At 71.0% G+C, this 23,985-nt stretch carries 19 protein-coding genes and 1 pseudogene; 10 read left to right on the forward strand and 10 right to left on the reverse strand.

Annotation, left to right across the window (positions count from 1 at the left end; translation table 11 throughout):
• Nucleotides 1-29: 29 nt before the first annotated feature.
• Nucleotides 30-1,943 (reverse strand): serine/threonine-protein kinase, encoded by a 1,914-nt coding sequence (locus tag ABZ635_RS02765; protein WP_357757821.1) that lies wholly within the window; start codon nucleotides 1,941-1,943, stop codon nucleotides 30-32.
• Nucleotides 1,940-3,673: a serine/threonine-protein kinase gene (locus ABZ635_RS02770; protein WP_357757824.1), complete on the reverse strand. Its 1,734-nt coding sequence runs from the start codon at nucleotides 3,671-3,673 to the stop codon at nucleotides 1,940-1,942. The genes ABZ635_RS02765 and ABZ635_RS02770 overlap by 4 nt, the downstream gene beginning before the upstream one ends.
• Before the next feature lie 569 nt (nucleotides 3,674-4,242).
• Here ABZ635_RS02770 and ABZ635_RS02775 point away from each other — a divergent pair.
• Nucleotides 4,243-5,221: pseudogene (locus ABZ635_RS02775) on the forward strand (IS481 family transposase).
• Here the strand turns inward: ABZ635_RS02775 and ABZ635_RS02780 are convergent.
• From ABZ635_RS02780 to ABZ635_RS02790, 3 genes are all read right to left on the reverse strand, one after another.
• Nucleotides 5,218-7,401, reverse strand: a complete 2,184-nt coding sequence (locus tag ABZ635_RS02780; RefSeq protein ID WP_357757827.1) for a serine/threonine-protein kinase — start codon at nucleotides 7,399-7,401, stop codon at nucleotides 5,218-5,220. The pseudogene ABZ635_RS02775 and the gene ABZ635_RS02780 sit on opposite strands and share 4 nt — an antisense overlap.
• 147 nt (nucleotides 7,402-7,548) lie before the next feature.
• The gene (locus ABZ635_RS02785) at nucleotides 7,549-8,577 is read right to left on the reverse strand and encodes a hypothetical protein (protein ID WP_357757830.1); all 1,029 of its coding nucleotides are present in this window, start codon (nucleotides 8,575-8,577) and stop codon (nucleotides 7,549-7,551) included.
• A 314-nt stretch (nucleotides 8,578-8,891) separates the two neighbouring features.
• On the reverse strand, nucleotides 8,892-10,754 hold the full coding sequence (locus ABZ635_RS02790; RefSeq protein WP_357757832.1) for a kinase: 1,863 nt from the start codon (nucleotides 10,752-10,754) through the stop codon (nucleotides 8,892-8,894).
• 194 nt (nucleotides 10,755-10,948) lie between these two features.
• On the opposite strand from ABZ635_RS02790, the gene ABZ635_RS02795 reads away from it, so the two are divergent.
• From ABZ635_RS02795 to ABZ635_RS02820, 6 genes are all read left to right on the forward strand, one after another.
• Complete coding sequence (locus ABZ635_RS02795; RefSeq protein ID WP_357757835.1) at nucleotides 10,949-11,326, forward strand: DUF3054 domain-containing protein; 378 nt, start codon at nucleotides 10,949-10,951, stop codon at nucleotides 11,324-11,326.
• Nucleotides 11,327-11,378: 52 nt separating this feature from the next.
• On the forward strand, nucleotides 11,379-11,777 hold the full coding sequence (locus ABZ635_RS02800) for a hypothetical protein (protein ID WP_357757838.1): 399 nt from the start codon (nucleotides 11,379-11,381) through the stop codon (nucleotides 11,775-11,777).
• 65 nt (nucleotides 11,778-11,842) lie between these two features.
• Nucleotides 11,843-12,550 (forward strand): TrmH family RNA methyltransferase, encoded by a 708-nt coding sequence (locus ABZ635_RS02805; protein ID WP_357757841.1) that lies wholly within the window; start codon nucleotides 11,843-11,845, stop codon nucleotides 12,548-12,550.
• A gap of 52 nt (nucleotides 12,551-12,602) precedes the next feature.
• Nucleotides 12,603-13,238, forward strand: coding sequence for a GNAT family N-acetyltransferase (locus ABZ635_RS02810; RefSeq protein ID WP_357757844.1), 636 nt, complete (start codon nucleotides 12,603-12,605; stop codon nucleotides 13,236-13,238).
• Nucleotides 13,239-13,344: 106 nt separating this feature from the next.
• On the forward strand, nucleotides 13,345-13,986 hold the full coding sequence (locus tag ABZ635_RS02815; RefSeq protein ID WP_357757847.1) for a GNAT family N-acetyltransferase: 642 nt from the start codon (nucleotides 13,345-13,347) through the stop codon (nucleotides 13,984-13,986).
• 52 nt (nucleotides 13,987-14,038) lie between these two features.
• Complete coding sequence (locus ABZ635_RS02820; protein WP_357757849.1) at nucleotides 14,039-14,257, forward strand: Arc family DNA-binding protein; 219 nt, start codon at nucleotides 14,039-14,041, stop codon at nucleotides 14,255-14,257.
• A gap of 168 nt (nucleotides 14,258-14,425) precedes the next feature.
• Here the strand turns inward: ABZ635_RS02820 and ABZ635_RS02825 are convergent, their stop codons facing one another.
• From ABZ635_RS02825 to ABZ635_RS02835, 3 genes are read right to left on the reverse strand one after another with little or no spacing between them, the layout of a single operon-like run.
• Nucleotides 14,426-15,172 (reverse strand): succinate dehydrogenase/fumarate reductase iron-sulfur subunit, encoded by a 747-nt coding sequence (locus tag ABZ635_RS02825; RefSeq protein WP_017542195.1) that lies wholly within the window; start codon nucleotides 15,170-15,172, stop codon nucleotides 14,426-14,428.
• Nucleotides 15,169-17,115 carry a fumarate reductase/succinate dehydrogenase flavoprotein subunit gene (locus ABZ635_RS02830; protein ID WP_357757852.1) on the reverse strand — a complete coding sequence of 649 codons (1,947 nt, stop codon included), beginning with the start codon at nucleotides 17,113-17,115 and terminating at the stop codon, nucleotides 15,169-15,171. The genes ABZ635_RS02825 and ABZ635_RS02830 overlap by 4 nt, the downstream gene beginning before the upstream one ends.
• Nucleotides 17,116-17,766 carry a succinate dehydrogenase cytochrome b subunit gene (locus ABZ635_RS02835; protein WP_357757924.1) on the reverse strand — a complete coding sequence of 217 codons (651 nt, stop codon included), beginning with the start codon at nucleotides 17,764-17,766 and terminating at the stop codon, nucleotides 17,116-17,118. It abuts the gene before it with no gap.
• A gap of 131 nt (nucleotides 17,767-17,897) precedes the next feature.
• Between ABZ635_RS02835 and ABZ635_RS02840 the strand changes: the two genes are divergently transcribed.
• The 3 genes from ABZ635_RS02840 (at nucleotide 17,898) to ABZ635_RS02850 (ending at nucleotide 22,238) form a co-directional block, all read left to right on the forward strand.
• Nucleotides 17,898-18,902, forward strand: coding sequence for a LysR substrate-binding domain-containing protein (locus ABZ635_RS02840; RefSeq protein ID WP_357757855.1), 1,005 nt, complete (start codon nucleotides 17,898-17,900; stop codon nucleotides 18,900-18,902).
• A 221-nt stretch (nucleotides 18,903-19,123) separates the two neighbouring features.
• Nucleotides 19,124-20,986, forward strand: coding sequence for a glycosyltransferase family 1 protein (locus ABZ635_RS02845; RefSeq protein ID WP_357757858.1), 1,863 nt, complete (start codon nucleotides 19,124-19,126; stop codon nucleotides 20,984-20,986).
• A 127-nt stretch (nucleotides 20,987-21,113) separates the two neighbouring features.
• Complete coding sequence (locus ABZ635_RS02850) at nucleotides 21,114-22,238, forward strand: DNA alkylation repair protein (RefSeq protein WP_357757861.1); 1,125 nt, start codon at nucleotides 21,114-21,116, stop codon at nucleotides 22,236-22,238.
• Nucleotides 22,239-22,265: 27 nt separating this feature from the next.
• On the opposite strand, the gene ABZ635_RS02855 is transcribed toward ABZ635_RS02850, so the two are convergent.
• Nucleotides 22,266-22,907 carry an MBL fold metallo-hydrolase gene (locus tag ABZ635_RS02855; RefSeq protein ID WP_357757864.1) on the reverse strand — a complete coding sequence of 214 codons (642 nt, stop codon included), beginning with the start codon at nucleotides 22,905-22,907 and terminating at the stop codon, nucleotides 22,266-22,268.
• Nucleotides 22,908-22,938: 31 nt separating this feature from the next.
• Entirely contained in the window at nucleotides 22,939-23,943 is a 1,005-nt protein-coding gene (locus ABZ635_RS02860) for an adenylate/guanylate cyclase domain-containing protein (RefSeq protein ID WP_357757867.1), read from the reverse strand.
• Between the last annotated feature and the right edge of the window lie 42 nt (nucleotides 23,944-23,985).

The following is a 23,985-nucleotide window of genomic DNA, read 5'->3' on the forward strand; positions in this document are numbered from 1 at the left end:
GGCCGGGGCCGCGCCGTGTTCTTCCGGGTTCAGGGGGTGTCCTCGATCTCGTCCTCGGTCGGGACCTCGATCGTGACCGGTTCGTCGAAGCTGACCACGAAGACCTCCCAGGCGTCCACGCCGCCGAACTCGTCCTCCTCCCCGGGAGCCCGATCGGCGGAGTGCTGAAACCGCTGGAACCGACCGTCCACACCGATCCACAGGTCGAACTCGTAGTCCCGGAGAACGGGACCCTCCGCGGAGGAGGCCTCACTCGTGTAGGTGCCCGCGTAGTGGTGGGCCGGGCCGTGGTCCGGCTCCGTCTCGAACAGTGTCTGGTTCATCACGGTGTTCTGGACCTCGTCGGTGACCCCCAGGTAGGTCACCCGGGGGTCGGCCTCCGGAGTGAGCAGCCGGGAGGGGAACCACAGGAAGGGCCACTGCTCGGAGCCGAACTCCGCGTACTGCGCATCCCTGCTGACCGGCTCGGTGTTACGGGAGTAGGGCCCGCGGACCAGTTCCTCCCAGGTGGGGGCCTCCGACACCAACCGGCTCAGACGGTCCGCGCCCTCTCCGGTCACGGGGTTCCCGCCGACCGCGAGCGTCTCCGGGATCACCGGTCCCCCGTACCGCGCGCTGTAGACCGCCGAACGCGGTGTGTCCGTGTACCGGTGGACCACGAACAGGCCGTGCGCCGAGGCCCCCATGAGGCGCTGGTAGGCCTCGAAGCTCCCCACCTCGTTGGCGAGGGCGATCGCCTCGGTGAGCACCCCCTCCCAGTCCTCCGGGTCCTCGTCGACGGCCGGGACCGTGCTGGTGACGTCCACAGCGTCGAGGTCGGCGTCGTCCGCGCCGGAGTCTCCCGGACCCGCTCCCAGCCCCGGGAGCCCGAGGGCGGGGACGCCGCCGCCCGGCCACACGAAGACCGCCCCGGCGACCAGGGACAGGGCCAGGACCGCGCCCCCGGCCGCGACCAGGGCGCCCCTCGGCCGACGGCGCACCCGCCGGGGCCTCGGAGCGGAGATACCGCGCCACTCGGTCGCGAGCAACCCCGGAACGACCTGGGTGGGGTCGGCCGGATCGACCGCGGAGACACGGGTCGCGGCCCAGGTTCCGCTGAGCGCGGACAGTGCCTCGGCGGCCGTGGGCCGCTCGTCCGGGTCCTTCGACAGGGCGCGGCGCACGGGGTCCAACAGTGACGCGGGCAACCGGGTCAGGTCGGGGTCCTCGGTGCGGACACGGTGGGACAGCACGTCCGGCTGACCGGTACCGAAGGGGTTCTCCCCCGTGGCGGCGAACAGCACCAGCGCACCCCAGGCGAACAGGTCCGAGCGCTCGCTGGCCTCCTGGCCCAGGTACTGCTCGGGAGCCACCCAGCCGGGGGTGCCGAGCAGCCCCCCGGTCGCTGTGAGCGCGGTGCCGTCCGCGGCACGGGCGATACCGAAGTCCAGCACCTTCGGACCGTCCGGCGCCATGATCACGTTGCCCGGCTTGAGGTCCCGGTGCACCACCCCCGCCGCGTGGATCGCCGCCAACGCCTCGGCCAGGCCCACGGCGAGCGCCGTGAGCACCCCGCCGGTGAGCGGACCGTGCTCGCGGACGTACTGGCGCAGGGTCAGGCCCGGAACGTACTCGGTGGCCAACCACGGCGTGACCGCCTGGGTGTCCGCCCCGAGGAAGGCCGGAGTACAGGTGGCCCGCACCCTGGCGACCAGCCCCACCTCACGAGCGAACCGGGCACGGAACTCGGCGTCGGCAGCGAACTGGGGGTGCACCACCTTGACCGCCGCAGGGGAGCCGTCCCCCGCCAGCCCGGCGTAGACGGCGCCCATGCCGCCCGCGCCGATTCGGCCCACCACCCGGTAGGCGCCGAGCTGGTCGGGGTCGCCCTCGGCGGGCCGCTCGACGCCCGGTGGGAGGTGGTGTCGGGTGAAGGGCGGGCGCGTCTGGGCGTGGGGGCTCACGTCTGCTCCGGTTGGTCGGTGAAGGCACAGCTGGCGGTCAGGGCGCCGTCGGTCATCGTGGTGTCGTGCGGCTCGACACTGCCCGCGCCCTGGTCGGCACCACCACCGTCCGGGGTGACACACAGGCCCCCCGCGTACCGCAGGTCCTCCGGGGCCGTACCCCTGATCGAGGCGGGGACGTGGTAGACCACCCGGACATCGGTGAACACCACCCGCACCCGCGACGTGGGCTCCTCCGGATCGAGGTCGGCGAGGACACCGGTGGTGACGGCGTCCCGGAAGTCGAGGCCATCATCCCCGGCGCGGATGTGCCGCACCCCGACGAACTCGTCACTGTGCACGAGCAGGGAGCCGTGGTCGGGCAGGTACTCCAGGTCGATGGTCAGTCGGACGTCGCCCAACTCCGCGTACTGGACGGCACCGAAGGTCAGACGCAGTACGTCCAGACCCTCCCCCTCACCGGAGGCGGGTTCGATGCGGCGGACCAGCGCGGATTCGGTTCCGGGTTCCGGCTCCACCACGACGTTCCCGGACTGGTAGAGCTCGCGGTACTCCTCGGGGATGCCATCCGGGGGCTCACCCGGCTCGCCCTGCCCTCCGCCGATCCCCGCGTCATCGGTCCCGTTCCCCGCCACCGAGGTGGTGGGGTCATCGGCTCCGCCCTCGGTCGTCGGAGGAGAGCCCTCTCCGGGGAGGGCGCGCAGACCGATCCCGACGACCAGGGCGAGGGCCGTCACCCCCGCGACCGCGACGAGGGCACCCCGGTGCCGACGCGCCCAGCCCCGCCGGGGCGGGGCGCCCCGCGACCACTCGTCCTCGTCCAACGCCGGTTCGGGCACGGGGCCGGTCTCCCACACCCGTTCCAACACCCGGGTGGCGTCGGGTTCACCCCCGGCTCCGAGCACCCCCGCCAGGGTGTGCCGGAGCTCGATCGCGCTCGGACGCGCATCCGGGTCCTTGGCCAGGGCCCGCGCCACCACACCGCGCAGGGGCTCGGGGACCCCGCTCAGGGAAGGCGGTTCGGAGAGGATGCGCGCGACGACGACGTCTGAGGTACCCGCACCGAAGGGCCCCTGCCCGGTGGCGGCGTGGGCGACGAGCCCGCCCCACGCGAAGACGTCCGAGAGCTCCGTGGCCGGGGCGCCTCGGTACTGCTCGGGCGAGATCCAACCGGGCGTTCCCACCAGGCCGCCCGTCCGGGTCAGGGCCGTGCCGTCGGTGGCCCGCGCGATCCCGAAGTCCAACACCTTCGGTCCGCCCGGGGCCAGGATCACGTTGCCCGGTTTGAGGTCCCGATGCACCACCCCCGCGGCGTGGATGGCCGTCAACGCCTCGGCGACCCCGAACGCGAAGCCGGTCAGCGCGCTCCCGGACAACGGCCCCCGCGTACCCACGGACTCGGCCAGGGTGGGGCCCGGCACGTACTCGGTGGCCAGCCACGGCACCTCGGCCCGGGTGTCCGCTCCGAGGAACTCCGGGACACAGGTGGCGCGTACGCGACGGACCAGACCCACCTCGCGCGCGAACCGGTCCCGGAAGTCGGCGTCCGAGGCCAGGACCCGGTGGACGCACTTGACCGCCACCCGTCGGTCCCGGTCGTCCAGGGCCGCGTACACCACGCCCATCCCGCCCGTCCCCAACCTGCCCACCAGACGGTACGGACCGAGGTATCGGGGGTCGACGGGGTCGAGGGGAGTGACACCGGTGTGGGTTCCGGCCGAGGAGTCCATGGGGTTCCTGGTTGGGGGTGGGCGGCGGGTCGATCGGAGCGCGTCACGGGCGACGGCGTTCCCTGGTGTACGTGGAAGGACTTCGAGGATCTGGGACCGGGCGGCCCGAGTTCGACCCGGTGCCGTACACAGATGAGACGCCACCGCGGACGGCCCGGTTCACCCACCTTCGGTGACCGGACCATGCGGGTGGACCGCTCCGGTTGGCCGTAGACAGTTCAGGGGCCGGTGTCCGCGAAGTCCGTGGTCAGTACATCTAGGGCGTGTTCCGCGGATCATTCCGGGCTCGCGACCACCAGGCTGCCTCTCGCTGCGCCGACTTCGTTCGGACAGCCAAACCCGGGCTGACCTTCGCTCCTCGTCTTGCGAGAGATTGCCTGGAGGCCGCTCGCGTCGATCGGCGCGAGCGCCGAACCAACCGAAAGCATCCACGGAACACGCCCTAGGTGTACTGACCATGGAGGTTGAGTACAGCCCGGCAGTGATTTGACAGCAAGAGAGGGCCTCCGACATAGGTGTGGATTGTCTAGATCAACACCTGCAAGGTCAGGAGGCCCTCCATGGCCCACATTACCCATGCCAACGCCCGTTTGACTCCCGCGGGGCGCCTGGCCCTGGCTCGCTGCGTGACCGAGGACGGCTGGCCGCTGCGCCGAGCCGCCGAACGCTTCCAGGTCGCAGTCACCACCGCCAAACGCTGGGCCGACCGCTACCGGTCCTTGGGCGAGGCCGGGATGGTCGATGCCTCCAGCCGACCCCACCACTCACCCCGGCGCACCCCCACCCGCCGCGAGCGCCGGATCATCAAACTCCGTTACCTCAAACACTGGGGACCGGCCCGTATCGGCGGCCACCTGGGTATGTGTGCCTCGACCGTGCACCGGATCCTGACCCGCTACAAGTGTGCCCGCCTGACCCACACCGACCGGGCCACAAGGCGCGCGGTGCGCCGCTACGAACGTTGCCGCCCTGGTGAGCTGGTGCACGTGGACATCAAAAAGCTCGGCAACGTCCCCGACGGCGGTGGCCACAAGACCCTGGGACGTTCCCAGGGCCGCAAGAACCGCTCCAGGGCCGGGTACGCCTACCTGCACAACGCCGTGGACGATCACTCACGCCTGGCCTACACCGAGATCCTCGCCGACGAGAAGAAAGACACCGCGACCGGGTTCTGGCAGCGTGCCCAGGCCTTCTTCGCCTCGGCGGGGATCATTGTGGAGCGGGTGATGACCGACAACGGGTCCTGCTACAAGTCCCACCTGTGGCGTGACCTGCTCGCTGCGCAGGGCATCAAGCACAAGCGCATCCGCCCTTACCGGCCCCAGACCAACGGCAAGGTGGAGCGGTTCAACCGGACACTGACCGAGGAGTGGGCCTACGCCCGCCCCTACCGGTCAGAGGCTGACAAGCGGGAGGCGTTCACCGGATGGTTGCACCACTACAATCACCACCGGTTCCACACCGCCATTGGCGGCCCTCCCGCCTCCCGCCTCCCGCCTCCCGCCTCCCGCCTCCCGCGTACCTAACCTCTCAGGTCAGTACACCTAGGACCCTTCGAGGATCTCACTGTCGATCTCGATCACCTGGTTGAAGTTGTAGAAATACGCCGTACGCGAGAAGGTGAGCACGTCGCCGGGGTACTCCCCGGGTTCGTCGGTCACCGCTTCCAGGTCAATGGCGAGTGGGTACCCTTCGTCGGAGATCCAGATCTCGAACTCCGTCCCGTAAACCCGGGCACCGAGATAGTTCAGGCTGTGATCATGGGTCACGGTACCGGTGTAGCGGTGCCCCTCCCGAACGACCTCCGCCCCCTGGTCCAACTGCTGCCGAAGCTCCTCGTCGAGCAGCTCCCGGTTGACGAACTGTTCTTCGGAGTCGGCCAGACCCGTGTACTCGATCTCCACCCCCTGGTCCAGGATGTCCTCGATGACCCTGAACAGGCCCTCCCACTCGGCCCGCAGGTCGGCTTCGATGTCGTCGGGTTGGGGCTGCCTGCCGAAGTCGCGTCCGATGATCTGTTCGAAGTTGCTGGGGTCCCTGACGTCCTGCCAGTAACGGCGCTCGTCCAGATCCTCCCCCGTGAGGATGATTCCCGTACTCCCCGGTCCGACGAGTTGGCCCCGCAGCAGCACCGGTTCGGGCTCCAGTGTGTACATGTAGCTGCGCGTGATCGAGGACCCCGGCACGTTGTCCCACCTGGTCTCCTCGGAGGTGAAGCTGTCGGCCTCCAGCGCGAGGGTCATGGCCTCGGCCAGGACCGCCGCTCCGTCCGACGGATCGGCCTCGATGGCGGGGGTGTCGTCCTCCTCGACGGCCACCGTCTCCTCGACCGGGGCATCGTCCCGGAAATACAGGACCCCGGCCGTCGCCGCGCCGCCGACCAGCGTCAGCGTGCCCAGTACCGCCACGACACCCTTGACCCCGGACAGGGCACCGATCACCCCGCCGGTACCCGCCGCACCACCGGCGGCTCCAGCGCTCCCGGCCGCGCCACCCGCCGTGCCCATGGCACCGGCCGAGGCCGCACCGCCCACAGCACCAGCACCAGCACCAGCACCAGCACCAGCACCAGCACCAGCACCAGCACCAGCACCAGCCGAGGCTACTCCCCCGGCCCCGCCAACAGACGCCCCCGCAGCACCCCCGGCACCTCCCGCACCACCAGCAACACCTGACCCCAGCGTGCCAGCGCCCACCGCACCCAGCCCCACCGCCGAAGCGGTACCCAACGCCGCCGCCCAACGCGCCGGATCGTGACCGGCCGCGTCCACACCACGCCAGTAATCGGTCAACATCCCCCGCAACGCACGCTGCGTCCGCGTACGATCCGGAACATGCGCGTCCGCCTCCACCGGAGCAGGCAACAACGCGGTCAACAGGTCCACCGCCGTCGGCCGGTCGGACGCGGCAACCGACAACGCCCGCTCCACCCAAGGCAACAGGTCCTCAGGAACCCCCTCCGTGTCATGGGCTCCGCTCTTGACCCGCCCGGCCAACTCCGACGCGTTCCCCGTCCCGAACGGGTTCCGGCCCGTCGCGGCCAACACCACCAGGCCACCCCACGCGAACACGTCCGCCGCCGGATCGGCCACCGCCCCCGCATACCGCTCCGGCGCCGTCCATCCAGGAGTCCCATACGACGCCGACGCGTCCACGGCCGGATCAGTGCCGATCTCCACCGCGATACCGAAGTCCACGATCTTCGGCCCCTCCGGAGCCAGAATCACGTTCCCCGGCTTGATGTCACGATGCGCCACACCCGCCGAGTGCAGCGACGCCAAACCCTCCGCCATACCCAAAGCGAACGTACGCAGCATGTCGCCATCAAGGGGCCCGAACTCACGCACATGGCGCCGCAGATCACGCCCCGGCACATAGTCGAACGCCAACCACGGCACCGGCGCCGACGGGTCCGCACCGTGCACCCGCGCCGTGCTCACACCGTCGACCTGACGCAACATCCGCACCTCACGCGCGAACGCCTCCCGATGCCCGGGCCGATCCGCGAACCGCGCGTGCACCGTCTTGACCGCGACACACACACCACGAGAATCCAGCGCCGCGTACACCACACCCATACCACCAGCACCGATCCGCCCCACCAGACGGAACGGACCCATCTGACGCGGATCGGACCCGGCCAACGGGTCAAGACCAGCAGGAAGACCCTGAAGGGAAGAACCCTGCGAAGGAACCGGCCCCGAGGCCGGATCGGGGAACGTACTCATCGTTTCCTTTCACGATGACAAGAGCCGAGCGTAGCGACCGGGGAACGGGCGGGGTACCGGGGCCTGCGGACGGAGCCCGAAGGTATCCGGGAGTCGGTTCCCGGTGGGGGTTCGGAGCGGGACGACGGGTCTTCCGTCACCCCGGGTTCAGGGGCGGGGGCGGGTCGCGTGGATCTCCGACTCGTCTGGAAACCCCACGTCGACCGACTGATTGAAGCGGAGGAAGTCCACTTCCAGGGTGAGGGTGTGGACGTCACCGGAGTCGGTTTCCGGATCACCCGCCGGAACACCCTCCACCACGAACCGAGAGGGATACCCCTCGTCGGTGACCCAGAGGTCGAAGCCCGCCTCTACCGGATCGTCATAGAACCGGAAGTCCTGGACGAGTGTCCCGGTGTATTGGTGCCCCACCCGGTCGGAGTCCTCGTCACCCAGCAGCTCCAAGGGCAGGAACTCGGTCCGCACCGCGCCACGGCCCTCGTAGACGACCGGCGTGGTCGCGTCGAGGACCCCCTCCACCGAGCGGACCAGGTCCTCCCACTCCGCACGCGGGTCCCCGAGCGGGTCCGTGCCCGGACCGGGGTCGCGGTAGAAGACCCGCTCCATCCCCTCGCCCGTCGTGGCGGGGTGGTCCTGGAAGTGCACGACGTCCTCGGCGGCCTCCAGCGGGAAGAGGACGCCAATCCCGGTGGGGCCCAGGTAGCGGGCTCGGCTGATCACCGGTCTGGGGTCCTCGGAGTACAGGTAGTGCGTTGGCAGGAAGTCACCGCCGGAGTTCGCGTAGGCGAACTCATAGGTGGTGAAACTGGTGGCTGCCAGGGCGAGCTCCACAGCGTCCCGCACGACCGCGTCGACGTCCTCGGGGTCAACGGCGACAGTCGGGGTGAAGGGCTCCTCCGTTCCTTCCTCGGACACCGGGGCGTCGTCCCGCAGGAACCAAGCGCCGGTCGCCGCCCCGCCACCGATCAGCGTCAGCGTCCCCAACACCGCAACGACACCCTTGACCCCGGACAGGGCACCGATCACCCCGCCGACACCCGCCGCACCACCGGCCGCCCCGGAAGCGCCACCGGCCGCGCCCATCGCTCCAGCCGAGGCCAGCCCGCCACCAGCACCGGCACCGGCACCGGCACCGGCACCGGCGGCACCCGACCCCACCGAGCCAGCGCCCACCACACCCCTACCACCAGCACCGATCCGCCCCACCAGACGGAACGGACTTATCTGACGCGGATCGGACCCGGCCAACGGGACAAGGCCAGGAGGAAGACCCTGCGGGGAAGAGCCCTGCGAAGGAACCGGCCCCAAGGCCGGGTCGGGGAACGTACTCATCGTTTCCTTTCACGATGACGGGGGCACGGTACGAATCGTGGGGGAAGACGCTGGAGCGGGTCACTCCGGCTGGGCTTCGGGGGAAGGTCCCGAACGAAGGATCGCAGGTGGGTCGGGTCGTGCGGCGGGCGGCCTGCCCGGGCGGGGGTCGGAGCCGCTCAGGGGCGCGCCGCGAGGATCTCGGATTCGTCGGGAACCTCGACCTCCACGGGAAGACCGAACCGGAGGAAGTCCAGTTGGTGGGTGAAGGTCAGCTGTTCGCCCTGCTCCGTCATGGCCTCCGGGTCGGGCACACCCACCACGGCGAGCCGGACCGGGTACCCCTCGTCGGAGATCCAGAGTTCGAAGTCCATGGTCACCGGCTCGAACTCCGTGACGTCCACGAACTGGTGCTCGAACGCTCCCGTGTAGTGGTGGCCACCGCGTTCCAGGGGGTCGACGTCTCCCAGTAGTTCCTCGGGGATGTCGGCGTCACCGATCGTGCCCTGGCCCTGGTAGTCGACCCGGGCACCCTCGGCGGTGAGGCCCTCCAGTGAGCGCAGGTGTTCCTCCCACACGGTCCTGGGCTCCTCGGTGTCGTCGGAGCCCGGACCGGGGTCGCGGAAGTACTGGCGTGCGCCCTCTCCGAGCACGGGGGTCGTCTCGGGAGCGAAGTGCACGAGTTCGGCCAGATCCTCGCCGAACGACACCTCTCCGGCCGAGCTGGGGCCGAAGTGCATCGTCCGGGACATGGCAGGCTGCGGTTCCTCCGTGTACCGGAAGTGGGTCTGTGCCCGGCTGCCGACGTCGTTCGTGTGCAGGAAGGTGTAGGTGGTGAAGCTCTCGGCCTCCAGAGCGAGCCGCACCGCGTCCGCCACCACCGCGTCGATGTCCTCCGGGTCCTCGGCCACGGCGGGGCCGGTGCGCTCCTCCTGGGAGGCGCCCTCCCCCGGCTCCTCCTTCGCGCCCGTACCACCGTCCCCTGCCGGGGCTCCCGCCTCTCTGGCCAGGGCCCAACCGCCCAGGAGGGCCACGACGAGGACGGCCGCGGTCCCCGCGAACAGGGCGGGGCGTCCCACGCGTGCGCGGGTGCGTGTGCGGGTGGTACTCGGTTCGGGGACGCTCATCCCGGTCCACTCGGAGGCGAGGAGTGCGGTCACCGCCGCGGCCGGTTCCTCCCCCGCCGTGAGTTCCTGAAGGAGTTCGAGTGCGGTGGGGCGCTGATCGGGTGCCTCCGCCAGGGCCCGGCGGACCAGCGCTGCCAGGTGCGCGGGAAGAGCGCCGGGCTCGGGATCGGGTCCGGCCTCCCCCGGCTCCCTTCCGGTGGCCGCGAACCGGACCAGCGCGCCCCAGGCGTACACGTCGGCGTACCCGGTGACCGCGCCGGGGCCGGGTTCGGGGGTGTCCGGTCCTCGCGTGGACGCGGTGGCGCGCTGTTCGGGCGCGGCCCACTGCCGCGAGTGGATCGGGAGTCCGGTGGCCTGGACGATCCCGAGGTCCACGACTCGGGGTCCTTCCGGTGACATGACCACCCGGCCCGGGTCCAGTGCCAGGTGCTGGGCGCCGACGGCGTGCCCGGCCGCCAGGGTCTCGGCGACCCCTGCCGCGAGGGCGGTGAGCACGCCGCCGGTCAACGGTCCGTGTGCGGCCACGTGCTCGGCGAGCGTCGATCCGGGTGTGTACGCGGTGGCCAGCCACGGTGCGGTGCTCCGAGCGTCGGCGGCCCGGTGGGCCGCCGCGCACAGGGAGCGCACCTGGGCCAGGCGGGAGATCCCGGCCTCCAGCCGGGCTCTTGCTCCGGGGGCGTCGGCCAGGTCCGCCGGGACGACGCGGACCGCGCGGGCCGTGCCCGCGCCGTCCAGACCGAGCAGGACCGTGCCCGCCGCGTCGTGGGTGATCCGGCCGACGACGCGGTGGTCGCCCACCGTCTCGGGGTCTCCCTTGGCCGGGGGCCGCACGCCCGCCGGCAGGTGGTCGCGGTCCACGGGGGTGGTCGCGCTGGGACGGGACGCGCTGGTGGGGCCGTTGGGGGGAACGTTCATGGGGGGCGTTCTTCCGATTCGAGGGGGCGGAGTGGGGTTCCTGCCGTCCGGGGCCTCGGGACGCGGTCCGCCGGTGTGATGCCGCCGTCCGCGTCCGGGTTCACCCCGGGTCACGGGTTCCGTACGCGGTCGGACGGGGGCCGTGGCGCCACACCCGGCTGATCAGGGCGGCGCATCGGGGCTAGCCTGGGGGTATGCGCTCGTACACCCCATTCCTGGCTCTGGCGGCCGACCTGCTCTGCGTGCTGGTGTTCGTCGTGGTGGGCAAGGCCGACCACGCGACCGGCCTGGGCCCGGCCGCCGTCGCCTCGACCGCGTGGCCGTTCCTGGTGGCGCTGGCTCTGGGGTGGGCCGTCACCCTGGCCTGGCGCTCCCCTGGCCGGATCTGGCCGACCGGGGCCCTGGTGTGGGCGGTGACCGTCGCGGGCGCCATGGTGTTGCGCCTGCTCAGCGGGGAGGGAGCACCCTGGTCCTTCGTCGTGGTGACCTCGCTGTTCCTCGCCGCGACCATGCTGGGCTGGCGCTCCGTGGCCCTGTTGGTGTCGCGGAGGAAGCGACAGGCGGCGGCCTGAGGGGCAAGACTGGGGGCGTACGCCCCCGGCTTCCGTCCCAAGGAGGACCCCCATGGCCGACCCCGTCACCGCCGCCATCGTCGCCGCTCTCGCCACCGCCTCGGCCACCAAGTTGGGAGACGGGCTCGGAGAGGGCGCGGTGGCCACCTTCAAGTCCCTGTACAGAGCGGTCGCCCAGCGGTTCCGTTCGGAGCCCGAGGCGCAGGAGGCGCTGGACGACCTGCGTTTGGAGGAGGACGGAGCCGCGGCCGTGGAGACCGTCGCGGCGCACCTGGAGCGCGCGGGGAGCGAGGACCCCGAGATCGGTCGGCTCCTGGCGGAGCTGCGCAGCCGAGTGGGGGAGGTCGCCCAGGAGGGCACGGGATCGGTCGTCAACCAGGTCCACGGGAACGTGAGCGCGTCGGCCCGGGTGATCCAGGGCCGCGACTTCCACGGCAGCATCCACCTGTAGGGACGGCGGCCGGGCCCGGACGGGCCCGGTACGGTCGGCGGCGGTCGGTTCGTAAGCTGGAGTCGATGAACGAGCACGCCGCCGCCGAGGCCACCACCGCGATCCCCGTCGAGACCTCCACCGGGGAGGACAAGGCGCGGGAGGTCGGGGTGGGGCCGTGGTCCGGCCCCTGGCCGGAGGGAGACCACTACGATCCCGAGCTGCTGGCCCACGGCGACCGGCGCAACGTCGTCGACCACTACCGGTACTGGCGCCGTGAGGCGATCGTGGCCGACCTCGACACGGTTCGGCACGGGTTCCACGTGGCGGTGGAGAACTGGTCGCACGACTTCAACATCGGTTCGGTGGTGCGCACCGCCAACGCGTTCGGCTGCGCGGCGGTGCACATCGTCGGCAAACGGCGGTGGAACCGCCGGGGCGCGATGGTGACCGACCGCTACCAGCACGTCCACCACCATCCTGACACCGGGTCGCTGGTGGCCTGGGCGGCCGAGCGAGGCCTCGCGCTGATCGGTGTGGACAACCTGCCGGGGGCGGTCCCCCTGGAGACCTACCCGCTGCCCCGCGACGCCGTGCTGGTGTTCGGGCAGGAGGGGCCGGGGTTGTCGGAGGAGGTGCGCGAGGTGTGCTCGGCGGTGCTGTCGATCGCCCAGTTCGGGTCGACGAGGTCGATCAACGCGGGCGCCGCCGCGGCGGTGGCCATGCACGCCTGGGTGCGGGCGCACGTGTTCGACCAGCCGGTGTCCGACGGCGCGGCCGCCGCTCGTTCGTGATGGTCCCGTGATCTAACATGAGCGGGTCGCCCCCTACCAGGAAGTAGCCAGGATGAGTTCGACCGTCACCTCCACCGCCCGCCCCGCCACCCTCGACGACGTGCCCGGGGTGGCCCGGGTGCTCAGCCGCTCGCTGCACGACGACCCGCTGTTCCGGTGGTTGTTCCCCGACGACGAGCAGCGCATGGCCCGGGTCCGCAGGTTCTTCGCCCTGACCACGGGGTTCGGCTACGTGCCCGCGGGCGACACCCGGGTGACCGAGCTGGCCGAGGGGCCCGGCTCCGCGCCCGTCACGCGGGCGGCCGCGCTGTGGGCCCAACCCACCAGCAACCCGGAGGGTCCGATGCTGTCCGTGCGCACCTGGCCGCACTGGGGCCCGCTGATCGGCCGCGCCCGTCTGGCGGCGTTCGTCCGGATCTTCGCGGAGTGGAAGATGTCCTCCCCCCAGGAACCCCACCTGTACCTGGCCGCCCTGGGAGTGGACCCGAGTTTCGTCGGTACCGGGCTGGCGGGCGGCCTGATCACCTCCGGCCTGGACCGGGCCGACTCCGAGGGGCTGCCGGTCTTCACCCAGACCCTGAACGACAAGAGCATCGGCTTCTACGAGCACTTCGGTTTCCGCTGCGTGCACCAGGTCCCGCACGACGGTGTGGGCACCAGCTACTTCCTGCTCCGGCCCTCCTCCTGACCCTGCGGTCACACCCGTCGGGCCCTTCCCGGAAAACGGCCCACCGGTGGTGTTCGCGCGATCTAGCATGGGCGGTGACGACCCCGGGAAGAGGGAGACTGCTCCGATGAGCCCCATGGCCGCCACGGTCGAGTCGGTCCGTACCGCCACCATGAACGACGTGTCCGGGGTGGCCCGGGTCCTCGGTCGGGCCTTCTACCACGACCCCTTCTTCCGCTGGGTCTTCCCCGACGACAACCGCAGGATGGCCCAGACCACCCGGGCCTTCGCGCTGATCGCGGGGTTCGGCGGCGTCCCGGAGGGCCGGGCCACGGTGTGCGAGGCCCGGGAGCGGCCGGGGGACGCGCCCGTGGTGTGCGGGGCCGCCCTGTGGACCCCGCCGGGAGAACCCGGTGAGCGCCCGTCCGTGATGCTGCGGTCGCTGCCGCACTGGATCACGCTGGTCGGCCTCGCGCGCCTGCCCGAGATGCTGCGGTACATGATGGAGTTGCGCGCCTCCTCCCCCGAGGAGGCGCACTGGTACCTGTCGTCGTTGGGCACCGCCCCGGCGGCGCGGGGCACCGGCGTGGGGTCCCGGCTGCTGCGCGCGGGTCTGGCGCAGGCCGACGCCGACGGGGTCCCGGTGTACCTGGAGACCATGAACTCGGCCAACATCGGCTACTACGAGCGGTACGACTTCCGGGTGGTCCGCGCCATCAACGACCCGGCATTCCCGTCGACCTACTGCATGCTCCGCCCCGCCGTCTGATCCGATACCCCCCTGTGGTGGTATCACTGATTGACTCCATCAGTGAACGAACATGCGCCTGCGGCTTCCGGACGAGATCCACGAGTGGCTCAGGCAAGCCGCCGAGGCGGACGGAAACAGCGTGAACAGCGAAGCGGTCACCGACTACCCCGCGCGTCGTCAGACTGACAAGGTGCGCGACATCGCCCGAAGAATCGCGCAGGAGGACGCCGACCTCCTGGCGAGGCTGGGCGAGTGCCCCCCGACACTGACTCCGCCTACGACTTCGTGATCACCGTGACCACTGGAGAACTGGTGGACGTACCGGAGATCGCCACACACTTGAGAGCACTGCTCCAGAACTGACCCGAACTCGCGGAGGGGCCGTCTCCCGACGGGAGACGGCCCCTCATGCGACCGGGGTCGCGGCGCGGACGCGGTGGTCCGGGCTGCGGTGGTCCTAGCCGACGCCCTTGCTGAGCGAGCCCAGCAGGTCGCGGTTGAGCTGCGAGATCGTGTCCAGCGGGATGCCCTTGGGGCAGACCGCGGCGCACTCACCGATGTTGGTGCAGCCGCCGAAGTCCTCGTGGTCGTGCTGGTTGATCATCTTCACCACGCGCGAGGCCCGCTCCGGCTGCCCCTGCGGGAGCATGCCGAGGTGGGTGACCTTCGCGGCGGTGAACAGCATGCCGGAGGCGTTCGGGCAGGCCGCCACGCAGGCACCGCAGCCGATGCAGGTCGCGGCGTCGAACGCGCGGTCGGCGTCCGGCTTCGGGATCGGGTTGGCGTGGGCGTCCGGCGCGGTACCCGTGGGGGCGCTGATGAAGCCGCCCGCCTGGATGATGCGGTCGAACGACCCGCGGTCCACGACCAGGTCCTTCACGACGGGGAAGGCCTTGGCCCGCCACGGCTCCACCGTGATGGTGTCGCCGTCGTTGAAGCTGCGCATGTGCAGCTGGCAGGTGGTGGTGACCTCCGGGCCGTGGGCCTCGCCGTCGATGACGACGCCACAGGCACCACAGATGCCCTCGCGGCAGTCGTGGTCGAAGGCGACCGGGTCCTCGTTCTCGAGCGTGAGCTTCTCGTTGAGGACGTCGAGCATCTCCAGGAAGGACATGTCCGGCGAGACGTCCGTGAGCTTGTACGTGACCATGCGGCCCTCGTCGTCACGGCCCTTCTGGCGCCACACGCGCAGGGTGATGTTCACTTGTAGCTCCGCTGCTTCATCTCGACGTACTCGTACTCCAGGGCTTCCTTGTGGAGCACGGGCTTGCTGTCAGTGCCACCGAACTCCCAGGCGGCGACGTAGGCGAACTCGTCGTCGTGGCGCAGGGCCTCGCCGTCCTCCGTCTGGCTCTCGGAACGGAAGTGACCGCCGCAGGACTCACGGCGGTGCAGGGCGTCGATGCACATGAGCTCGCCCAGCTCGAGGAAGTCGGCCACGCGGTTGGCCTTCTCCAGCGCCTGGTTGAGTTCCTCGTTCGTGCCCAGCACCTTGACGTCGCGCCAGAACTCGGCGCGCAGCTCGCGGATGAGCCCGATCGCCTTGCGCAGGCCCTCCTCGTTGCGCTCCATGCCGCAGTAGTCCCACATGATGTGCCCGAGCTCCTTGTGGAAGGAGTCGACGGTGCGGGAACCGTTGATGGAGAGCAGCTTGTCGATGCGGGAGGTGACCTCCTCCTTGGCCTTGACGGCGTCGGGGTGGCTCTCGTCCAGCTTCTCGAACGGCCCTTCGGCCAGGTAGTCGTTGATGGTGTTCGGGAGGACGAAGTAGCCGTCCGCCAGACCCTGCATCAGCGCGCTGGCGCCCAGGCGGTTGGCGCCGTGGTCGGAGAAGTTGGCCTCACCGGTCACGAACAGGCCCGGGATGGTGCTCTGGAGGTCGTAGTCGACCCACAGGCCACCCATGGTGTAGTGCACCGCCGGGTAGATGCGCATCGGAACCTCGTACGGGTTCTCGCCGGTGATGCGCTGGTACATGTCGAACAGGTTGCCGTACTTGGCCTCGACGGCGTCGCGGCCCAGCCGCGCGATCGCGTCCGCGAAGTCCAGGTACACGCCCAGGCCGCCGGGGCCGACGCCGCGACCCTCGTCGCAGACGTTCTTGGCGGCGCGGGAGGCGATGTCACGCGGCACCAGGTTGCCGAAGGACGGGTAGATGCGCTCCAGGTAGTAGTCGCGCTCGTCCTCGGGGATCTGACGCGGGTCGCGCGTGTCGCCGCCCTCCTTGGGCACCCAGATCCGACCGTCGTTGCGCAGCGACTCGCTCATCAGGGTCAGCTTGGACTGGTAGTCGCCGCTGACCGGGATGCAGGTCGGGTGGATCTGCGTGTAGCAGGGGTTCGCGAAGTGCGCGCCCTTGCGGTGGGCGCGCCACGCGGCGGTGACGTTGGAGCCCATGGCGTTGGTCGACAGGAAGAACACGTTGCCGTAGCCGCCGGTGGCCAGGACCACGGCGTCGGCGAAGTGCGTCTCGATCTCGCCGGTGACCATGTCGCGGGCGATGATGCCGCGCGCCTTGCCGTCCACGACGATGACCTCGAGCATCTCGTGGCGGGTGTTCATCTTGACGGTCCCGGCCGCGATCTGCCGCTCCTGCGCCTGGTAGGCGCCGATCAGCAACTGCTGGCCCGTCTGGCCGCGGGCGTAGAACGTGCGGGAGACCTGGACGCCGCCGAAGGAGCGGTTGTCGAGCAGACCGCCGTACTCGCGCGCGAACGGCACGCCCTGGGCCACGCACTGGTCGATGATCTCGACGCTGGTCTGGGCCAGGCGGTACACGTTCGACTCACGGGAGCGGAAGTCGCCGCCCTTGACCGTGTCGTAGAACAGGCGGTGGATGCTGTCGCCGTCGTTGCGGTAGTTCTTCGCGGCGTTGATGCCGCCCTGCGCGGCGATGGAGTGCGCGCGGCGGGGGCTGTCCTGGTAACAGAACGAGATGACGTTGTAGCCCGCCTCGCCCATGGTCGCCGCGGCGGCCGCGCCGGCCAGGCCCGTGCCGACGATGATGACGGAGAGCTTGCGCCGGTTCGCGGGGTTGACCAGCTTGGCCGAGAAACGGCGCTGGTCCCAGCGCTCGTTGATCGGGCCTTCGGGCGCCTTCTCGTCGCGGATCGGGGCGCCCTCGATGTAGAGGTCGTTCTCAGACATTTACTTCACCAGTCCAAAGGTGACCGCCAGGGGCGGAAGCAGGAAACCGACCGTCACGACCAGCGCGATCGCCACGGCGACCGCGTTGATCTTGCCCTGGCGGCTCGCCTTGTTGACGCCGAGGGTGGCCATGCCGCTCCAGATGCCGTGCCGCAGGTGGAAGCCCACGGCGATGACGGCGAGGACGTAGAAGAGCGTCACGTACCAGAACTCGGGCTGGAAGCCGTGTACGAGCCGGACGAAGGGGCTGTCGGACTTGCCGCCGGGGGCGATGACGTTCACCGTGAGGTGGAGGATGTGGAAGACCACGAAGAGCGCGATCAGCACACCGCCCCAGCGCATGGTGTAGGAGGCGTAGGTCCGCTGGACCCGCTTCTTCACCACGTAGCGCTGCTCACGTGCGTTGCGCGCGCGGATCGTCAGAACCGCGGCGGAGTAGATGTGGATCAGGATGCTCGCGAGGAGCACGATCCGGAAGACCCAGAGGAAGCCGCTTTCGGGAAGGAGCGGGTATCCGATCTCGCGCAGGGCGTGCGCGTAGCCGTCGAAGGCCTCCTGGCCCGCGAAGACCTTCAGGTTGCCGTACATATGCGCGATCAAATACAGCACGAGGATCGCACCGGAGGCAGCCATTGCTGACTTGAGCGCCACCGTGGACCCGTAGGCCGTAGACCGCTTCTTGGTCAAGGTACTGTTCGCCACAGCCTGCCACTCTAAATTCGAGGTAAGTCCGACGTCCAAGTCATCGGGACCCTGGTGTCGATAGCCATAGGCTATGGACCATGCAGTTCCAACAGCTGGCCTACTTCGTCGCTGTCGCCCGCACGCGCCATTTCACCCGTGCAGCCGAGCTTTCCCGCGTCGCCCAGCCGAGCTTGAGCAAACAGATCCGCAGCCTTGAGCGCGAGCTGGGCGCGCCGTTATTCAGTCGTGCTCGGGGAAACATCACACTCACTCCGGCCGGCGAGGCCCTGCTTCCGCTCGCCCAGCGCATCCTCACCGACCTGGAGACGGCCCGGCGGGAGGTCGCCGAACTCGCCGGTGTCCGGCGGGGGCGGGTGCGTCTGGGCGCGACCCCGTCGCTGTGCGCGGGGTTGCTCGCGGACGTGCTGTCGGACTTCCACGCACGTTACCCGGGGATCGAGCTGCGGGTGGAGGAGAGCGGCTCCCGCGACCTCATCCGGGACCTAGGCCGGGGGGAGCTGGACCTCGCCTTCATCATCCTGCCGCTCCAGAGCAGTGACCCCGACTTCTCCACCACCCCCATCCTGCGGGAGAACCTGGTGGTGGCCAGCCCGACCTCCCGCCCCTCGCCGAACGGACGCGCGTCGATCCGCATCACGGAGCTGGAGGGGCGGCCGCTGGTGATGTTCCGGCGCGGGTACGACGTCCGCGAGGCGACCCTGCGGGCCTGCCGCGCCGCCGGGTTCGAGCCGCACCTCGCGGTCGAGGGCGGGGAGATGGACGCGGTACTGCGGTTCGTGGAGGCGGGCCTGGGGCTGGCGGTGGTGCCCAGTATGGTGCTGCGCAACCGGCCCGGCCTGCGCGGAACGCCGCTGGCCCGGCCGAGGCTGCTGCGCACGGTCGCCCTGGCCCGGAGGAAGGACGTGGAGCCCTCGCACTCGGCGGAGGCCTTCCGCCGCCACCTCAACGCGTACCTGCTGGCGATGTCGCCCGAGGACCTGGGGCCGGACCTGGAGGTGCTGATCTCGGCGGCGGACGCGGGCGACCCCGACCACGAGCGGGGCTGGCACGGCGCGGGCACCCGGGAGGACGGGGCCCCCTGATCGGCGGATTCCAGGGGGCTCTCCCCCACCCGCGGACCCGCCTTCGACACGCTCCCCCGCCGCCCGCTTCGCCCCGTTCTGTCACCGACGCTCCCCCGAACCGGGGTTCCTTCTCCGGACCGCCTCCCTGGGTGAACCTTGAGGCCACCCGCCACCACCGGCCGTCTCCCGCCGGGACCGCGCGGGAGCCAACCGTCCCCTACCCCGAACGTGGTCCCGTCATGAGGTTCAGTTCCTTCTCCCGTCCCCAGGTCGTGTCGGTCGCCGTCGTGGCGGTCACCGCGGCCGTCGCCCTCAGCCCGCCCAGGCTGGCCCTGGCGCTGGTCTTCGCCGGGCTCGCCGTACTCGCGCTCGCGGTGGCCTTCTCCGTGGACAGAGAGCGCAGAACCCTCTCCGGGAAACTGGAGGAGGTCCGCGTGCAGCTCGACGAGATGGCCCGCGAGCACCGCGACGAGCTCGGCGCCGCGCGCGACTGCGACGTGCGGGTGCGCCAGACCATCCAGGAGGCCGCGGACGCCTGCGCGGACCGCACCGTCGAGGGCTGGGCCCGGTACGAGCGGCAACGGCCGCGCGGCCCGGAGGGGCGGATCGCGGAGGCCGCGCGCGGCCGCCGTGGAACCGGCGGGGACGGCGCCGAGGCCGACTCCGAGTCGGCTCGGACCCCGGCGGAGCGGAGCCTGCGCCACGCCCAGGACCTGCTCTGGAACGGGTACAGCTCCCTGGGGCTCGAGCGCCTGCGCACGCTGGGAGCCGACACCGAAGCCAGCCCGGGCCTGCGCGCCGAGGCACACAAGACCCTGTCCAACTGGCACCGCGCGACCGGGCAGCCCGACTCGGCGCGTGACCACGCCCACCTGGCCGACCTCGCGGCCCCGCGCGCGGCGCGGGGGGCGTCCGGGGTCCCGTCGCTGCTGACCGCGCGCATCCGGGCCCCGCGCACCGCCCGCCACTTCGACGTGGTGCTCATGTCGGACTTCCGCCTGCCCGGCGGCAGCACCGGCAGCAACCTCCAGGAGATCGCCGCCCAGCGCGGCGCCGGTCTCACCACCGGTCTCGTGCACCACCCCGTGCTGCGCGCGGACCAGTCCCGAGGGGTCAACCCCAGGGTCCTGGCCGCCGTCGACAACGACCGCGTCCGGTTCGTGGCCCCCGACGAACGGGTCACCTGCGACCTTCTGGTGGTGCGGTTCCCGCTCATCGGCCAGCACCCGATGGACGTACTCCCCTCCGTGGAGGCGGCGCGGAGCGTCGTGGTCCTCAACCAGACCCCGGACCGCAGGTACGGGACGGCGGAGGATCGGGGTCTACGGCGGGCGGAGCGCAACGAGGCGTGGAACGTCGCGCGCTGCGTGGAGGGGTTCACCGCCATGCTGGGCGAACACTCCTGGTACCCGATCAGCCCCCGGGTGCGTGAGGCGATGCTCCTGCACCACGCGCCGGAGATGGCGGGGGTGCCGCTGGCGGACGAGGACTGGGCCAACATCATCGACCTCGACGCGTGGCGGCGGGGCGGGCGGCGCAACCCCGACGGCCGGGTGCTGCTCGGCCGCCACTCGCGGGACGACCGGGACAAGTGGCCGGAGGACCCGGCGGTGCTGGCGGCCGCCCACCCGGCGCTGCCCGGCTGGGAGACCCACGTGCTCGGCGGCACGAGGTACGCCGAGCGCGCGCTCGGCCAGGAGGGACTGCCGGAGCACTGGACGTCGCACCCGTTCGACTCGATGGACGTGCGGGAGTTCCTGCACGGCCTGGACGTGTACGTGTACTTCACCGGCCGCGGGCACCTGGAGCCGTTCGGCCGGTCCCCGCTGGAGGCCGTGGCGGTCGGGCTGCCGACCCTCCTGCCGCCCTCCTTCGCCCCGGTGTTCGGTGACGCCGCGGTGTACACGGAGCCCGAGGGCGTCCGCGCGGAGGTGGAGGCGCTGATGGGCGACGAGGAGCGGTACGCGCACCAGGTGCGGATCGGGCACGAGGTGCTGCGTGACCGGTTCAGCCACCAGACGCACCTGCGCAGGCTGGCGGGGCTGGGGGTGCGGGTTCCGGCGGACGTGCTGGAGGCGCGCAGCGCGCTGCTGGTCCCCTGAGGCCCGCGTGTCCTCGACTTCACCGGCGGCACGGTATAGCTTGACCGTTCCGCCGCCGGTGCAGCCCCTCCCCGAGCCCCGGCCGGGCGGGCGGCGACCGGATCGGGGTGCGGGCGAAGGACGTGCCATGGCCGGGGAGTACAGCCTCAAGCACCACCTCGACGGCGCGAGCGCGCGGGTCCTCGGCGCGTCGGTCCGGCGGGTGTACCCCGGCTTCGACGTCGACGACTACGCGGCGGAGGTCGAGAGCCTGGTCCCGCCGTTGGAGCTCAAGGACCGTGTGCTGGTCATGGCCCGGGGACTGCGCGACCGTCTGCCCGACGACTATCCGAAGGCCGTCGGGGTACTGGTGGCCTCCCTCGACGAGGAGGTCCTCGGCGAGGGGGCGGGCATGTTCAACGAGGGCTTCCACCTGATGCCGGTGGCCCGCTTCGTCGAGGAGTACGGGCTGGAGCACCCCGATGCCTCGCTCCCGGCGCTGGTGGAGATCACCAAGCGTCACACGAGCGAGTTCGCCGTGCGCCCGTACGTGCTCCGGCACTACGACGCCACCATGGAGCTCATGCGCCGCTGCGCGCTCGACCCGGACCCGAACGTGCGCCGGTTCGCCAGCGAGGGGATCAGGCCCCGGCTGCCCTGGGCGCGCAGGCTGACCGGGTTCGTCGAGGACCCGTCCCCGGTGCTGGCGGTGTTGGAGGCCCTGAGGTCGGACCCGTCGAAGTTCGTGCGCACCTCGGTCGCCAACAACCTGAACGACGTGTCGCGGGAACACCCCGGGCTGGTCCTTGACGTGGTGGAGCGGTGGACCCGCGAGAGCCCGACCCCGGAGACCGCGTGGACCGTGCGGCACGCCCTGCGCACCCTGGTGAAGCGGGGGGACCAACGGGCGCTGGCCCTGTTGGGGGCGACCGGTGGCGCGCGGGTGACGGCGACGGGGCTGGTGCTCTCTCCCACGGCGCTGGAGCTGGGCGGTGTGCTGGAGGTACGGGTGGACCTGGAGAACGGGGACGGCCGACCGCACACGGTGATCGTGGACTACGTGGTGCACCACGTGCGCGCCAACGGGGAGCGCGGCCCCAAGGTGTTCAAGTGGACGACCCTGGAACTGGGCGCCGGTGAGAGGCGGACCCTGGAGAAGAGGCACCCGGTGCGCCCCGTCACGACCCGGACCTACCACGCGGGGACGCACCTGGTGGAGATCCAGGTCAACGGCCTCGTCAAGGCGAGGGCCGAGTTCGACCTGCGGCTCTGAGGGGCGGCGGGGCTCCCCGGGGGCGGGTCAGAAGCCCCGGGCGGTCCACTCCTCCAGGCGGGTGGCGACCTCAGCGACGGTGGTGGACTCCCCGTGGCCCGGGTGGACGACCGTGTCACCCGGCAGGGTCACGAGGTGGTCCCGGATCGAACCGATGATCGTGGGGAAGTCCGAGGACGGCTGGCCGGTCGCCCCGGGCCCGTCGGGGAACAGCGTGTCGCCGCCGAAGACCACGCCGAGTTCGGGGGAGTACAGGCAGACGCCGCCCGGGGTGTGGCCCGGGGTGTGCAGGACGTGCAGTTCCACGTCGCCGGCGCGCAGGACCTCGCCGTGCAGCAGAGGGGCATCGGGCTCACGGTAGGGGTGCACCTGGTGCCACAGTTCGGAGTCGTCCGGGTGGAGCAGGATCGGGCAGTCCGTGAGGTCGGCCAGGGCCACCGCGGCGTTGACGTGGTCCGCGTGCCCGTGGGTGCACACGATCGCCATGAGCTCGCGGTCGCCCAGCCCCCGGGCGATGCGCTCGTGGTCGTGCGCGGCGTCGATCACGACCGCGCTGTCGTCGTTGCCGACGATCCACACGTTGTTCTCGACGTCGGACTCCGCGCCCTCGACGCTGAAGACTCCGGAGGTACGCAGTCGCTGGACCTGCTGGACGGGGGACGGACTCACTGGCTCACCACCTGACGTTGGAGCTTCGAGCCTATCCTTCTCCGTCGGTCGGCACACGTTGTTGGTCGAAGTCGCGACGCAGCGCGTAGGGCTGGATGAGTCCGAGCCCGTGGGCGTGTCGCGCACGGACCCGCACCACCTGGAGCCCCTCCTCGTCGGCCAGGCTCTCCGCCAGGGCCTCGTCGATGAGGACGGTGCCGGGGCGGGCGAAGGACGTGAGTCTGCTGGACCGGTTCACGGTGGTGCCGAAGACGTCCCCGTGCAGGGTGAGGACCGGCCCGTAGGCCACGCCGACGCGGACGTCGGGCACCTCCACGTGGGTCTTCACCCCGGAGGCCAAGCGCAGGGCGATGTCCGCCGCCTGGAGCGGGGAGTCGGCGACGTAGAGCACCTCGTCGCCGAGGGTCTTGACGACGCGTCCGCCGCCGGAGGCCACGATGTCGGCGGCGGTGGCCTCGAAGCCCTCCACGACCCCGGCGAGTTCCATCTCGTCGAGTTCGCGGCTCAACGTGGTGAAGGAGACCAGGTCGGCGAAGCCCACGATCAGCGGGTAGTAGTTCGGGACGATGTCGTTGTTGTTGGACATCACCGCCAGGGTGCGGGCCGTGGAGGCCGCGAGCTGGCGCCGCCAGATGTGCAGGAGGAGGCGCTCCACGTCGGGGAGCAGTTCCTTGACCTGGTTCATCAGGGGGCTGGGCGACTCCTCGTTCTGGAAGACGAGGGTGCTCAGGATGCTGGTCTGCCAGTCGGCCAGCCGGGCCATGGTCTGCCCCATGGCGCGGGCGAAGCGGACCACGCCCTCCTCGTCGAGCAGCCCCTCCTCCAGGAGGGAGTGGGTGATGCGCAACGCCTCGACGTCGCTCTCGGCGAAGATCGCCGAGTCGTCGTCCAGGGTGGGGAAGCCCAGGGCGCGCCAGACGCGCCCGGCCAGTTCGGGGTCGGCACCGGCGAGCTCGACCGCCTGCTCCCTGGTGTAGACCGCCTCTCCGCCGAGCAGGACGGACTCGATCGCTTTCGGATCAGGACGCGACGGCATACGTTCTCTTTCACGGTGTGGGGTGCGTCTCCAGCTTACGCG

Origin of the sequence: Nocardiopsis sp. NPDC007018 (assembly GCF_040635075.1) — a bacterium.
Lineage (GTDB): Bacteria > Actinomycetota > Actinomycetes > Streptosporangiales > Streptosporangiaceae > Nocardiopsis.